Source organism: Ilumatobacter coccineus YM16-304 (assembly GCF_000348785.1).
In the GTDB taxonomy this organism is placed as follows: domain Bacteria; phylum Actinomycetota; class Acidimicrobiia; order Acidimicrobiales; family Ilumatobacteraceae; genus Ilumatobacter_A; species Ilumatobacter_A coccineus.
The window spans coordinates 4,087,726-4,101,993 of record NC_020520.1 but is presented as its reverse complement, the minus strand read 5'-3'; the positions used below and the strand labels follow the sequence as shown (position 1 = coordinate 4,101,993).

At 67.4% G+C, this 14,268-nt stretch carries 14 protein-coding genes; 12 read left to right on the top strand and 2 right to left on the bottom strand.

The window, feature by feature from the left end:
- The 7 genes from YM304_RS18170 to YM304_RS24895 all read left to right on the top strand — a co-directional run bounded on the left by YM304_RS18170 (window position 1) and on the right by YM304_RS24895 (window position 7,426).
- Window positions 1-795 (top strand): class I SAM-dependent methyltransferase, encoded by a 795-nt coding sequence (locus YM304_RS18170; RefSeq protein WP_015443185.1) that lies wholly within the window; start codon window positions 1-3, stop codon window positions 793-795.
- Window positions 796-862: 67 nt separating this feature from the next.
- Window positions 863-1,552, top strand: a complete 690-nt coding sequence (locus tag YM304_RS18165) for a response regulator transcription factor (RefSeq protein WP_015443184.1) — start codon at window positions 863-865, stop codon at window positions 1,550-1,552.
- Window positions 1,549-2,877: a sensor histidine kinase gene (locus YM304_RS18160; protein WP_015443183.1), complete on the top strand. Its 1,329-nt coding sequence runs from the start codon at window positions 1,549-1,551 to the stop codon at window positions 2,875-2,877. The genes YM304_RS18165 and YM304_RS18160 overlap by 4 nt, the downstream gene beginning before the upstream one ends.
- 156 nt (window positions 2,878-3,033) lie before the next feature.
- The gene (locus YM304_RS18155; protein ID WP_154723538.1) at window positions 3,034-3,684 is read left to right on the top strand and encodes a hypothetical protein; all 651 of its coding nucleotides are present in this window, start codon (window positions 3,034-3,036) and stop codon (window positions 3,682-3,684) included.
- 62 nt (window positions 3,685-3,746) lie between these two features.
- Complete coding sequence (locus YM304_RS18150; protein WP_015443181.1) at window positions 3,747-5,576, top strand: ABC-F family ATP-binding cassette domain-containing protein; 1,830 nt, start codon at window positions 3,747-3,749, stop codon at window positions 5,574-5,576.
- 103 nt (window positions 5,577-5,679) lie between these two features.
- Window positions 5,680-6,519, top strand: coding sequence for a hypothetical protein (locus YM304_RS24900; RefSeq protein WP_041298429.1), 840 nt, complete (start codon window positions 5,680-5,682; stop codon window positions 6,517-6,519).
- Between the two features lie 280 nt (window positions 6,520-6,799).
- Entirely contained in the window at window positions 6,800-7,426 is a 627-nt protein-coding gene (locus tag YM304_RS24895; protein WP_015443179.1) for a class I SAM-dependent methyltransferase, read from the top strand.
- Window positions 7,427-7,467: 41 nt separating this feature from the next.
- On the opposite strand, the gene YM304_RS18135 is transcribed toward YM304_RS24895, so the two are convergent.
- The gene (locus YM304_RS18135; RefSeq protein WP_015443178.1) at window positions 7,468-8,148 is read right to left on the bottom strand and encodes a pyridoxamine 5'-phosphate oxidase family protein; all 681 of its coding nucleotides are present in this window, start codon (window positions 8,146-8,148) and stop codon (window positions 7,468-7,470) included.
- Window positions 8,149-8,256: 108 nt separating this feature from the next.
- On the opposite strand from YM304_RS18135, the gene YM304_RS18130 reads away from it, so the two are divergent.
- The 4 genes from YM304_RS18130 to YM304_RS18115 all read left to right on the top strand — a co-directional run bounded on the left by YM304_RS18130 (window position 8,257) and on the right by YM304_RS18115 (window position 12,929).
- On the top strand, window positions 8,257-8,679 hold the full coding sequence (locus YM304_RS18130) for a DoxX family protein (protein ID WP_015443177.1): 423 nt from the start codon (window positions 8,257-8,259) through the stop codon (window positions 8,677-8,679).
- A gap of 109 nt (window positions 8,680-8,788) precedes the next feature.
- Window positions 8,789-11,245, top strand: a complete 2,457-nt coding sequence (pcrA, locus tag YM304_RS18125; RefSeq protein WP_015443176.1) for a DNA helicase PcrA — start codon at window positions 8,789-8,791, stop codon at window positions 11,243-11,245.
- 104 nt (window positions 11,246-11,349) lie between these two features.
- Window positions 11,350-12,435: an ATP-binding protein gene (locus tag YM304_RS18120; protein ID WP_015443175.1), complete on the top strand. Its 1,086-nt coding sequence runs from the start codon at window positions 11,350-11,352 to the stop codon at window positions 12,433-12,435.
- A 65-nt stretch (window positions 12,436-12,500) separates the two neighbouring features.
- The gene (locus YM304_RS18115; RefSeq protein ID WP_154723535.1) at window positions 12,501-12,929 is read left to right on the top strand and encodes a flavodoxin family protein; all 429 of its coding nucleotides are present in this window, start codon (window positions 12,501-12,503) and stop codon (window positions 12,927-12,929) included.
- A gap of 34 nt (window positions 12,930-12,963) precedes the next feature.
- Here YM304_RS18115 and YM304_RS18110 read toward each other — a convergent pair whose 3' ends face one another.
- Entirely contained in the window at window positions 12,964-13,467 is a 504-nt protein-coding gene (locus YM304_RS18110) for a hypothetical protein (protein WP_154723534.1), read from the bottom strand.
- A gap of 111 nt (window positions 13,468-13,578) precedes the next feature.
- Here YM304_RS18110 and YM304_RS18105 point away from each other — a divergent pair, with 111 nt between their 5' ends.
- Entirely contained in the window at window positions 13,579-14,040 is a 462-nt protein-coding gene (locus tag YM304_RS18105) for a cobalamin B12-binding domain-containing protein (RefSeq protein WP_051071492.1), read from the top strand.
- Window positions 14,041-14,268 lie beyond the last annotated feature (228 nt).

Sequence of the window (14,268 nt, the reverse complement as noted above, 5' to 3'; positions counted from 1 at the left end):
ATGAGCGCGGCCGAACGGTGGGAACAACAGCTGAGCGAGTGGGCACTGCCCGCGCACGTCCTCGAACAGGCTGCGGCCTCGCCGTGGGAGCACGACACGCGCCGCTTCGAGGTCGACGACACGCTCGACCGTGACGTGCTGTCGGCAACCGTCGCTCGATCGGTGCTGCCGCGCACGGGCGGCTCGGTGCTCGACATCGGCTGCGGCGGGGGACGGGCGGCGATGTCGCTCGTCCCGCCGGCGGAGCGAGTGATCGGCGTCGATCAGAGCTCGGCGATGCTGGCTGCGTTCACGACCGCCGCGTCGGCCGCCGGTGCTCGCTCGATGACCATCGAAGGCAGCTGGCCCGAGGTGGCGATCGACACGCCCGTCGCCGACGTCGTCACCTGCCATCACGTCGCCTACAACGTTCCTGAGATCGAACCGTTCATCGGAGCGCTCACCGGTCGAGCGCGGTTGGCGGTCGTGCTCGTCCTCCCGACCGTGCACCCGCAGTCGGCCTGGTCGCCGGCGTGGAAGCACTTCTGGGATCTCGACCGACCCACCGGCCCGACGTCCGACGACTTCGCCGCGGTGCTGGCCGAGATGGGCATCGACGCCGAGCGTTGGGAGATGCCGCGTCCGCCACTGGCCGCGGCGGCGACCGACCCGGCGGAACAGGTGCGCGCCGGGCTGCGCCGCCTGTGTCTCGGGCCCGATCGCGCCGACGAACTCGCCCGGTACCTCGACGAGTTCGAGCCGCAGTGGTCCGACGTCCACACCGTCTTCCGCTGGCCCGGCGACGCTCCGACCTGATCTCGCTGCACCGAACAGCCGACACCGTTCCCACGGTTCTCTTACCTTGGTCGGCAAGACTGGGACCATGACGGGCTCGGTGCTGATCGCAGAAGACGACCGCGCGGTTCGCGAGTCGCTGCTGCGCGCGTTGCAGCTCGAGGGGTACGACGCCCGTGCCGTCAGCAACGGCGCCGAGGCCCTCGATGCGATCCGATCCGAGCGACCCGCTGCGCTGCTGCTCGACGTGTCGATGCCGATGATCGACGGCCTCACGGTGTGTCGCGTGCTCCGATCCGAAGGCGACCGACTCCCGGTGTTGATGCTCACCGCTCGCACCGAGACCGCGGACCGAGTCGCCGGTCTCGACGCCGGCGCCGATGACTATCTCCCGAAGCCGTACGACCTCGACGAGCTCCTCGCTCGACTCCGTGCGCTGCTGCGACGCTCGTCGTACGCAGACTCCACCGAGGCGTCGGAGCTCGTGGTCGGCGACCTCCGGCTCGACGTGCGCGGTCGCCGAGCGTTTCGCGGTGATCGTGAGATGGAGCTGTCGAAGACGGAGTTCGATCTCCTCGAACTGTTGGCGAGCAACGTCGGCATCGTGCTCGACCATTCACTGATCTACGAGCGCATCTGGAACTACGACTTCGGCCCCGACTCGAAGAATCTGGCGGTGTACATCGGCTACCTCCGTCGTAAGACCGAAGCCGACGGCGAGGAACGGATGGTGCACACCGTGCGCGGCGTCGGCTACACGCTCCGAGCAGCCACGTGACGCTCCGCTGGAAGATCGCGCTCTCGCTGGCGGCGGTCGGTGTGGTGATGACCGCGCTCGTCGGCGTGTTCACCTATCGATCTGCGAGCGGTCGGCTCATCGACGAGATCGACCGGTCGATCGATCAGGCCGGTCAAGTGCTCGCGGTCAGCAACGAGCGGTTGCCGCAGCGGCGCGAGGTGTTCGACGTGTACTCGTTCCGCCGAGTGAACCTGCGCGGCGAGGTGGCGATGACGACCTTCGACGACGGCGTGCCCGTCGACGACGCGGTGATCGCGAGTGTGGCCGGCCAATTCGGCCTCGTGTCGAAAGACACCGTCGTGGCCGACGACGGTGAGCGCTACCGCCTGCACACCACCGGTCTCAGCATCGGTGTGATCCAGGTGGGGCGCTCGCTCGAGGAGGTCGACGCCGTGCTCGCCGACCTGCGGCGTCGCACGCTGCTGCTCAGCGCAGTGGCGGCGGCGATCTCGGCATTGGCCGGGTGGCTGATCGCTTCGCGCATGGCCGCGCCGCTTCGGCGGCTCGCGTCGTCGGCCGATCAGGTCCGCACTTCCGGTCGGCTCGACGTCGTCCTGCCAGAAGCCGAGGGTTCGTCGAACGACGAGGTGGGACAACTGAGTCGAGCCTTCGCGTCGATGCTCGGTGCGTTGGCGAGCTCGAAGGCCGACCAGGAGCGGCTGGTGCAAGATGCCGGTCACGAGCTCCGCACTCCGCTCACGAGTCTGCGCACCAATCTGGCGGTGATGCGCCGCCACCAGCAGATGCCCGACGAGATGCGCACCGAGATCCTCGACGACCTCGATGGCGAGGTCAGCGAGCTCACCGACCTGGTCAACGAACTGGTCACGGTCGCATCCGGTGATCTGGTGACCCAGCCTGCCGAGCGTCTCGACCTGGCGGCGCTGGTCTCGTCGGTCGGCGAACGGGTCGGTCGGCGCCGTCAACGTCAGGTCGTGGTGACCGGAGCGTCGGGCTCGTTCGTGTCGATCCCGCGCGCTGGGCTCGATCGAGCGGTGTCGAATCTGATCGAGAACGCGTGCAAGTTCGACACGTCGGGTGGCCCGATCGAGGTCGATGTTTCGGTGGCGGGCGACACGGCAGCGGTGCGTGTGAGCGACCGCGGGCCGGGCGTGCCCAGCGACGAGTTCGACAAGATCTTCGACCGCTTTCATCGGACCGACGCGACCCGTTCGATGCCGGGTTCGGGGCTCGGGCTGTCGATCGTCCGCGATGTGGTCACCGCACACGGCGGGTCGGTCGCGGCGACGAACCGGCCCGGTGGCGGAGCGATCATCGGCTTCGACCTGCCCCTCGTCGACTGATCGGCGAGTCACACGAGCGCCGCGCTCGTGCGTTCTGACCGAACTCTCACCTTCGTCCGGAGCCGGTCTCACCTGCGTTCGGCATCGTCGTGTGTGCGGAAGCGGCATCACGCCGCCGCCGTCCACTCATCAACTTCTCACCAGATGGAGCAACACATGACGAACGAACGCACGCCACGCCGAACCGGTCTCGCCGTCGGCCTCTCCGCCGGACTCATCAGCGGCGCCGCGGCCGGCATCGTCCTCGGCGTTCCCGGACTCACGTCCGCCGCATCCGACGACACCGCCATCGCCGCCTTGCAGGAGACCGATGGCGAACCGACCGATCCGGTCGACGAGACGTCGACCGAATCAGGCGACCAGGTCCGCGGCGATCGCCTCCGCGCGCAGCTCGATGCACTCGTCGACGAGGGGACGATCACCGCCGAGCAGGCCGATGCCGTCGCCGAACACCTGGTCGAGCAGGCCGCGGATCGCCTCGGTGAACGGGGTGAACGAGGCCGACGGCTTCGCGGTCAGCGCATCGAATGGCTGCGCGGGCAGTCGGAGGTGGTGACCGAACTCCTCGGTGTCGACGCCGAGACGCTCCGCACCGAACTGGCCGACGGAGCGACGCTGGCCGACATCGCGGAGGAGAACGGCGTGTCGACCGACGAGCTCGTCGACGCACTCGTCACCCAGGCGATGGAACGCGTCGACGCGGCGGTCGAGGCCGGCCGCATCGACCAGGACGTGGTCGACGAACGGCTCGACGACCTCGAGGCTCGCATCACCGAGCGCGTCACCACCCCTCGCGGCGACCGCTGAGCCCTCCGACCGGACGGTTTGTCTCAGAGACAAACCGTCCGGTTGGGTCGTAGCCTCGCAGCGTGATCTGCGTTGATGTGTCGGACGTGCGCCTGGCGCAACCCGACAAGGTCCTGTTCGACGGACTCGACGTCACCATCTCCCGCGGTGATCGAGTCGCGGTCGTCGGGGTCAACGGCTCCGGCAAGACCACGCTGCTCCGCATCCTCACCGGTGACCTCCAACCCGATTCGGGCGAGGTGCGGTTCGGTCGCGGAGCCCGGATCACCATGCTCGAGCAAGACCCCGTCCTGCCGCCGGGCACTGTGGCGGAGTACCTCGGTGACGGCTGGGAGGTCGCTGCGGTCGCCACGTCGCTCGGCGTGCAGCCGCTGTTCGACCGACGGACCGACGAACTCTCGGGTGGCCAGGCGAAGCGAGTCGCCCTCGCGAAGATGCTCGCCGACAACAGCGGCGGCGCGTCGGGAGCGGCGGAGAACGCGCACGACATGATCGTGCTCGACGAGCCGACCAACCACCTCGACCTCGAAGCCATCGAGTGGCTCGAGTCGCGATTGGTGTCGATGTCGGCGGCGCTGGTCTTGGTCACGCACGACCGTCATGCGCTCGATCGCCTGACCACCAAGGTCGGTCCGAGCAAGGTCGTCGAACTCGATCACGGCCGGTGTTTCGTGCACCAGGCCGAGGCCGGGACGAGTGCCTATGCCACCTATCTCGATGCACGAGCCGAGCGGGTCGAGCGCGAGGAGAAGGAAGAGTCGACGCGCAAGATCCTCGCTCGCAAAGAGCTTGCTTGGTTGCGTCGTGGCGCCCCGGCCCGCACCGCGAAACCGAAGGCCCGCCTCCGCACGGCGTCCGAGATCGTGTCGGGGGGACCGCGCGATCTGGGTGTGCGCGGCAACGACCTCGAACTCGGCGCTGGAACCACCCGGCTCGGCAACCAGGTCGTCGAGTTGATCGACGTCGGGCAACGCTTTGGAGACGGGGACGCGGCCACCACGATCTTCCAGGGCGTCGACCTCGTGATCGAGCCGGGCTCGCGCCTCGCCGTCGTCGGACCGAACGGGTCGGGCAAGACGACGTTGCTCGACATCGTCGCCGGCCGTCGCGAGCCCGCGATGGGGACGGTCAAGGTCGGCAAGACCGCGGTCGTGGGCTACGCCGACCAGCACGCTGCGTCGCTCGACCCCGACATCACCGTCCGTCAGATGGTCGCAGGCCCGCTGCGCGAGCCCGACCACGAGGACAAGGCGCTGCTCGAGAAGTTCTGGTTCGACGCCACGGCACAGTACGCCCCGACCCGGATGCTGTCGGGTGGTGAGAAGCGGCGCCTCCAGTTGGTGATGGTGCTCGCTCAGAAGCCGAACCTGCTGATCCTCGACGAGCCGACGAACGACCTCGACCTCGACACCCTTCGTTCGCTCGAGGAGTTCCTCGACGACTGGCCCGGCGCCGTCGTCCTGGCGAGCCACGACCGCGCCTTCCTCGACCGCGTCGCCGATCACGTGCTCGCCATCGAACCCGGTGGATCGATGCGGCGAGTGCCCGGCGGTGTCTCCGGGTGGCTGTCCGAGCGGGCCGCTCTGTCCGGAAAGCCGAAGGCCTCGGCTCCTCGGTCGGCGTCGCCGGACTCGACGAAACGTGCGACGAAGGGGAAACCGAAGCAAGCCTCGTCGGGCCCGAGCCCATCGACGATCGGGCGGAAGTTGCGCGAGACCGAGCAGGCGATGGTGAAGGCACAGAAGCGAGTCGACAGCTTGAACGAAGAGTTGGCTGCGGCCACCGACCACACCGTGCTCGCCGAGCGCGGTGCCGTTCTCGTCGAGGCACAAGCAGCACTCGACGAACTGGAAGCCACCTGGCTCGAGCTGGCAGAACTCGCCGACAGCTGAACCCGCGCAGCGTCGCGATGCTGCTCGCGGTCGGTCGCGGACGGGCCGATCGGGACGTGAATAATCACCGATGACGTCGACCGCCGTGGCGTATTTTGATGCGATGAACGTGAAGCACATTGCCGCCGTGTCGTGCGCCGCCATGTTGATCGTGTCGTCGTGTGGATCCGACGAGGGGAGCGCCAGCGAGTCGAACCTCGAAGAGTTCTGCGAGATGATCCGGACCGCCGACGAACAGGACGACGTCGACCTCGGCGACGACTTCGACGCCGGCATCGCCCAACTCGAGGAAATCCGTGACGCTGCGCCGTCGGCGGTGCGCGACGACATCGACGTGCTGATCGGCAAGTTCCAGGAGATGGAAGATCTCGAAGCCGCGAGCACCGGTGACGACGAAGCTGACTTCGCTGCTGCGTTCGAGATCATTCTCGACCCGGAGTTCATCGCGGCGTCCGAACGCCTCGAGCAGTTCGGGGTCGACGAGTGCGGCCTCCCGCCGTCGGACGACGACGGGTTCTCGATCACCGAGAGCGACGACGATGCCGACAGCGGTCCGGTCGAGGCGCCGGTCTCGGAGGATGGTCTGATCACCGAAGCCGCCAACGTGCCCGACCCGCTGTTCGATCCGTTCTTCGACGACGACGTCGTCGACCCGGCAGTGGTGAGCATCGACGGAGCCCAGTACTTCCTCGACGTCAACCACACCGATGCGCCGTGGCGGACTCGCCTCGGGTCGTGGTCGAACGGCAACAGCGAGTTCGGTGTCGGCGGCGTCGACATCACCGAGCCCGAAGCGCTGGAGATCTGCGCAGCGATGCAGACGTATCTGTCGTCGCTCGACTTCTCGGGCGCGATCGTCGTCAACTCGTACTCGCAGGACGACGACGGGAGCTTCGGCCCCGAAACGCAGGTGCTCTCCGGCACCGCCGCCGACGGCTGCTGACACCAACCCGCTCAGGGCGATTTCTGCCCAGGCCAAATGTGGTCGCCTGAGGGTGATTCTTGCCCAGGCCAAATGTGGTCGCGTGAGGGTGATTTCTGCCCAGGCTCGATGTGGTCGCGTGAGGGTGATTTCTGCCCAGGCCAAATGTGGTCGCGTGGGGGTGATTCTTGCCCAGGCTCGATGTGGTCGCTTGGGGGTGTTTTTTGGCCAGGCCAGATGTGGTCGTGTGGGGGTGATTTTTGGCCAGGCTCGATGTGGTCGCTTGGGTAGGGTCGGACTGGTGGGGGACGAGGGTGCGGTCGTGCGGCGGGATCTGCTGGCGTACTACGACGACGAGGCGGCGACGGGCGCGCGGCGGCCGGTCTCGGGGTATCGCGTCGAGCTGCGTGATCGCTTCGTCGAACTGCTCGTCGGTGAGGGCCGTCGGTCGGTGCTCGACATCGGTGCCGGACCCGGCTCCGATGCGGCAGGGTTCACCGATGCCGGCATCGCCTACCGCGGCGTCGACCTCGCTCCGGCGAACGCGGCCCTCGCGAAGCGATCGGGACACGACGTGCTCGCGGCATCGCTGTTCGATCTCCCGTTTCCTCCCGACCTCTTCGACGCCGGTTGGTCGATGAGCACGATGATGCACGTGCCCGACGGCGAAGCGGTCGACGCGCTCCGCGAGATCGTCCGGCCCCTGGTGTCGGGCGCTCCGTTGGCGGTCGGGTCGTGGGGTGGATCGCTCGGTGAAATCGTCAGCACGAAGCACGACGACGAGTCGCGGCGCCGGCTGTTCTGCCTGCGAACGTGGGAACAGAATCGGGAACTGCTCGAGGAAGTCGGCACGATCGAGCACCACGAGGTCTGGGAAACGGGTGCTCCCGGCTGGGAGTACCAGTTCGCGATCGTGCGGGTCGCCTGAACCGCTCCGCTCCCCACACCGCTCCGCGTAGGTGAGACCGTTCAGCGCGGGTGCGCATTCGTGCCGCCGAGTTCGCGCACGGGAGCAGGCACGTCGGCAGGAACGCGGAGATCGCTCGCGGGGATCGGGTCACCCCACGTCGAGGTGAGCGGCACGACCCCGGCCCAGTGCGGCCCGTCCATGTCGGCCTCGTCGTCGACCGGATCACCGTCGCGCACCTTCGCCGACGCCTCGACCAGCGGTACCGCGAGCACCAGCGTCTTCTTGACGTCGACCTCGCTCGGCGGTCGCGCGGTGTCCCAGATCGGAGCGACGTGGTCGTTGATGACGCGGAGCGCAGCGAGCTTGGCGTCGGGCTCGCGGATGGCTGTCGCCGTCCCTCTCACCACCACCGAGCGGTAGTTCATCGAGTTGTGGAACGGCGTGCGGGCGACGACGAGTCCGTCGACGATCGTGACGGTCAGGCAGATGTCGAGCGACTCGCCGGCTCGCATCATCGCGTTCGCCACCGCTCCGTGGATCAGGATCTCGTGCTCGCCATCAGCCACCTCGCGGAGCCCGTAGGCCATCGGCAGCACGATCGGTCCGTCGTCGGTGGTGACGCCGACGTGGGCGATCACGCCTGCGTCGAGAATGGAGCGAACGCGCTCCATCTCGTACACGGCTCGGTTGGCGCCGCGGCGGACGGTGGTGCGCGAGGACGGGGCAGCGGCGTCGGTCATGCGGCGAACGTACTGGGTGCGCCCGAGGCGGATCGCCGGGATTTTGCACGTCTCGACTGAGGTGCGGGCACCCTTGACACGGCTCGCGCACGCCGACAGGATGCGCGTATGGACGTCATCTGGTTGCTCGGCCGCATTCTCTTCGGTGCACTCTTCATCGGTTCCGGAATCGGACACTTCGCCGAGGCCGATTCGTCGGCTGCCCATGCTGCGACCAAGAACGTCCCGCAACCGAAGAACGCCGTGCTGCTGTCGGGTGCCGGCTTTCTGCTCGGCGGCTTGTCGATCATCCTCGGCGTCTTCGGCGACCTCGGCGCGCTGGCGATCATCTTGACGCTGCTGCCGACGACGTTCCTGTTCCACCGGTTCTGGAAAGAGCCCGATCCGATGGTCAAGCAGGTGGAGATGTCGCATTTCATGAAGAACCTGTCGCTCATGGGCGGAGCGCTCGTGTTGTTCTCGTTCTTCGCACGCGAGTACTCCGGCGACTTCCTCGCCTACACGATGACCGACGGCTTCTTCGCGTTCTGACCGGCGAACAGCGATCGACGCTGCGGGGCGGTCGAGCGCCTGTGGTGCGTCGATCGAGCGGCGGTCACCGGTCGGGCTGGAGTACCCCCGTCGTAGAGTGGTCGGCGACATGAATGATGAGCAGCTGTTCGCCGACGTCCCTCACCCGGCGGAGTCGGGCGCCGAGCCCCCACCGCCCGAGGCGTTCGTCGACGACAGCGAGGCGCCTGCTGCGCACAGCCCGTTCGGCGACGTCGGTGCCGCAGCGACGGGGCCGTCGCCGTTCGCCGAAGGCCTCAACCCCGACCAGCTCGACGCGGTCGTGCACGACAACGGTCCGCTGCTCGTGGTGGCCGGTGCCGGGTCGGGTAAGACGCGGGTTCTGACGCACCGGATCGCGCACCTCATCCACACCGGTGTCCACCCGTCGAAGATCCTCGCGATCACGTTCACCAACAAGGCCGCTTCCGAGATGCGTGAGCGCGTCTACGAACTCGTCGGCCCGGTGGTGAAGACGATGTGGGTGTCGACGTTCCACTCGGCGTGCGTTCGTATCCTGCGCGCCAACGCCGAGGCGATCGGCTACCCGCGACAGTTCTCGATCTACGACTCGGCCGACTCGAACCGGCTCACGTCGTACGTGATCCGCGATCTGGGTCTCGACTCGAAGCGCTTCACGCCGCGCGGTGTGCACGGCATCATCTCGCTCAAGAAGAACGAGTTGATCAGCCCCGAGACCATGGCGACCGAAGCCGACAACATCTTCGATCGCAAGCACGCCGAGGTGTACGCCGAGTACCAGGCCCGGTTGCTCAAGGCGGGTGCGATGGACTTCGACGACCTGCTGATGAACGTCGTGAAGCTCTTCGCCGATCACGGCAACATCCTCGAGCACTACCGAGAGCGCTTCGCGCACATCCTCGTCGACGAGTACCAAGACACGAACCAGGCGCAGAACGAGATCGCGCTGCAGCTCGCCGGAGGCCACCAGAACATCTGCGTGGTCGGCGACCAGGATCAGTCGGTGTACCGCTTCCGTGGCGCCGACTTCCGCAACATCATCCAGTTCGAGGAGGCGTTCCCCGACGTCACCACGATCGTGCTCGACCAGAACTACCGCTCGACGCAGACGATCCTCGACGCGGCCAACGCGGTCATCGACAACAACCAGGAACGCAAACCGAAGGCGCTCTGGACCGACGCGGGTGCGGGCGATCGGATCACCCGCTATCACGCCGAAGACGAAGGCGACGAGGCCACGTTCATCGCCACCACGGCGCGACAACTGCACGAGCAAGACGCCATCAACTGGCGCGACATCGCGGTGCTGTACCGCACCAACGCGCAGAGCCGCGTGCTCGAAGAGTCGTTCATGCGCGTCGGCGTGCCGTACAAGGTGGTCGGCGGCACGCGGTTCTACGACCGTCGCGAGGTCAAAGATGCCATGGCCTACCTGCGTGCCACGGTCAACCCGCTCGACGAGGTGTCGATCAAACGGGTGCTCAACACGCCCAAGCGCGGGGTGGGCGATGCGAGTGTCGACAAACTCGATGCGTTCGCCGCCGCCGAGTCGATTCCGTTCATCGAAGCGCTCCGGCGCAACGACGAAGCGGGCGTGGCCGGCAAGGCGGTGCGCGGCATCGCGCAGTTCGTCGAGCTACTCGACCAGCTGACCGCCACGGCGGCAGACGATTCGCTCGGCCCGGGCGATGTGCTGCAGTCGGCGCTCGAAGGGTCGGGCTACCTGGCCGAACTCGAAGCCGAAGACACGATCGAGGCACACACCCGCATCGAGAACCTCGGCGAGCTGGTCGGGTCGGCTCGCGAGTTCACCGTGATCGACGAGTTCATGGAGCAGGTGTCGCTCGTCGCCGACACCGACCAGCTCGACGACGACGATCAGGTGGTGCTCATGACGCTCCACTCGGCGAAGGGCCTCGAGTTTCCGGTCGTCTTCCTCGCCGGCGTCGAGGAAGGCGTGTTCCCGCACATCCGGTCGCTCACCGAACCGGTCGAGATGGAGGAGGAGCGCCGGCTCGCGTACGTCGGCATCACCCGTGCGATGCAGCGGCTGTACATGTCGCACGCGTGGAGCCGCCAGCTGTTCGGCTCGACGCAGTACAACCCACCGTCGCGCTTCTTCGACGAGATCCCGGCCGAACTGATCGAGTCGAAGGGCAACGTGTCGGGAAGGTCGTCGTACGGACGCCAGAGCTATCGCAACCGCGATGCCGGGTACAGCTCCGGGTACGACAGCGGCGCCGCGGTGCCGGCGTACAAACGGGCGCGACACGACGACGACACCGGCGGGATCGACATCAACGCCGACATCAAGGAAGAGCAGGAGCGGCACAAGGACCGCGTGGTCGATGCTGCGATGCGAGCCGGGAAGAAGGTGACCGAGCCCGCCAACAGCCAAGAGCTCGGGTTGGCGACCGGCGACACCGTCGAGCACCCGGCGTTCGGTTCGGGCACGATCATCGCGATCGATGGCGAAGGCGACAAGACCGAAGCGGTCATCAACTTCTCCGGCGGCGTCGGGTTGAAACACCTGAGCCTCGCCTGGGCCCCGCTCAAGAAGGTCTGACGCCGAGCGAACGCTGACCGGCCCACGATCCGGTCACCGTTCCATCGCTGTTCCGCTGTTTTGCAGCGGAGGGTGCTACTGTTTTACAGCGAAAGGTGGTTGTCATGGACGTGTCCCCGTTTCCTCACCACGGACCACTCGAACCCGGCCAGTTGCCGGCACAGACCGATCTGGTCGACGACCTGGTGCAACGCGTCACCGAGCGCCGCGTCACCGCGCTGTTGGGCCCGCGCCGATACGGCAAGACCACGGCATTGCGCGCCGTGGCCGACCGCCTCGACGACACCACCACGACGGTGTGGCTCGATCTGTACGCGCTCGCGTCGTGGTCGGATCTCGCCGATCGGCTCGACCGGTCGCTGGCTGCCATCGGGGGTGCCGGGTCACCGTCGCTGCACGAATTGGCGGCGCGGATCAACCTGCCGCTCGGCCTGCTCGCGATCGAACTCCGCAAGCCCGCCGATCAGCGACCCGACCCGATCCTGCTCGTGCAAGCACAACTCGATCTGCTGATCGAGGCGTCTCGCACCAGGTCGATCGTGTTGGTGATCGACGAATTCTCGGGCGTCGTGGGGGTCGAGGGCGCGGCGGCGAAGCTGCGCACCGGATTGCAGCACCACTTCCAGGAGATCGGGCTGCTCTTCGCCGGGTCGGAACCGTCGACGATGCAGATGCTGTTCACCGATCGCGCCGAACCGTTCTACGCTCAGGCCGACCTCATCGAAGCTCCGGCGCTCGACCTGGCGACCATCGATTCCCTGGTGCGCGGAGGGTTCGACGACACCGGGCGGTCGGCCGGCTCGATCGCCGCGAGCATCGCCGAGTTCACCGGCGGGCACCCGCATCGCGTGATGGAACTGGCCGACGCGATCTGGCGCCGGGTGGAAGAGGGCGGCACCGCGTCGGAGGCCGACGTGGCGTTGGCGATCTCCGACGTGATGGCCGCGACCGATGCCGGGATGGAGCGGCTCTTCTCGTCGTTCCGCTCGGCCGAGCAACTGGTGTTGCGGCTCGTCGCTCAGGGGGAGACCTTGTTCGGCGCGTACGCCGGGTCGATGGGCTTGTCGAACGGCGGAGCCCAGCACGCCCGAGCTGCGCTGGTCGACCGCGGGCACATCCGCCGGGTCGGTTCGAGGATCGAGATCGTCGACCCCGTCGTGGCCGAGTGGATCCGTCGCCGCTTCGGCTGACCCGACCGGCTCCCGACTGCGCTCGAATGTGGGGCGACCAGCTCGTGGCGTGGCAGAATGTCGGTGTGAAGGCAGCAATTCTGGTCGAGAGTCTGACGGGCAACACGTGGAAGGCGGCGGAGAAGACCGCCGACCTGCTCGCGCAGGAGCGGTGGAGCATCACCGGCCTGTCGAAGGTGAAGCAGCCCGACCTCACCTCGATCCAGGAGGCCGATCTCGTCCTCATCGGCACGTGGGTGCACGGTGCGTTCGTGTTCGGTCAGGCGCCGTGGGCGATCAACAACATCGCCAACCTCCCGGCCATGCGCGGCAAGAAGGCGGCAGCGTTCTGCACCTTCGCACTGCACCCCGGCAAGGCGCTCGATCGTCTGACCATGGCCGTCGGCGACACCGGCGCGTACGTGGTGGGCGGCCTGGCCATCAGCCGGAGCAAGCTCGACGAGCACAGCGAGATCTTCGCCGAGCGTCTCGTCGGTTCGCTCACCACGGCCTGAGTCTGGTTCGCTGCGTCTGCAGCGCGCCGAAGCGCTATTCGGAGAAGGCGCGCAGGTCGAGATAGAGGGTGCGTTCGTCTTCGACCACGGGCCGCACCTCTTCGGTCGGCGGTGACAGTTCGGTCACGTCGAGTTCGGCGCCGTCGCAGTCGATGAACGTCGCCGTGCCGCGAACCTGCGTGACCGGACAGTCGGGCCGGCCGGGTGGGAAGGCGTAGTAGAGCCGCCAGCCGACGGCTGGGTCGTCGCCTTCGTGATCGACGACCAACGAGCGTTCGCCGCTGATGGTCGACAGTTCGTTGAACAGCAACGGCCCCTCCTCGGCGACGTCGCTCGCCCGGCCGGTGACCGAGCCGAGGTCGAGTCGCCGTGGTGCGAGCAGATCGGACGGTTCGCTGTTGCCGCTCGACAGGTACGAGGCGACGCCCCAGGTGAACAGTCCGGCGACGACGAAGAACAAGATGCCGCCGAGCACGGGCACGACGGCGCGAGCGAACGGCGTACGAAGCCGGGCGGGACGGTCGACCTGTGGTGCCACGATCACAGTCTGCCGCCGTCTCGTCGGGTGTCGGACATCAGGCGCGCTGCGGTGGAGCGTGGCCTCGGTGGGACGAGACGACGGCGACGTGACGCTGGGCTCGAACCGGCCATGATTCGCGACGGAGTTGGAGCGATCAGGGGTGCGTTGCGTAGGGTCTGTGGCGTGGAGCGCCCGTACCGAATCGTTGTCGCAAAACCAGGCCTCGATGGGCACGACCGTGGGGCGAAGACCATCACGCGTGCACTTCGTGACCATGGCTTCGAAGTGATCTACACCGGTCTGCATCAGACCCCCGAGCAGATCGCCGAGACCGTGCTGCAGGAAGACGCCGACGGTGTCGGCCTGTCGCTGCTGTCGGGTGCCCACCTGACACTGTTCCCGCGGGTGATGGAAGAACTGCGCACGCGTGACCTCGACGACGTCATGGTGTTCGGTGGGGGCGTCATCCCCGACGCCGACGTCGCCGTGCTCAAAGAGCAGGGCGTCGCCGAGATCTTCGGCCCCGGCTCGTCGCTGCGCGACATCGGCGTCTGGCTCGAAGCCGCGCTCGACGCACGCGAAAACGCCTGAGACGCGCTCCGGGAGTTCATCGCCGCCGCGGTGAATCCAGGCGTCTCGACGACCGCGAGTGGTCGTTGCGGCGACCCGAGTGAGACAGCGCCCTTCGGTGGCCGTTCTTCGGCCGCGTGTCGGCGGTCACGCGCGAATGCCGGCGATCGCAGATCGTTGCGTCCGCGGGTTGGGGAGACGTCGTCGACAGCGCCTAGTCTCGACTTCTGTTCGATCGACGCCGAGTTC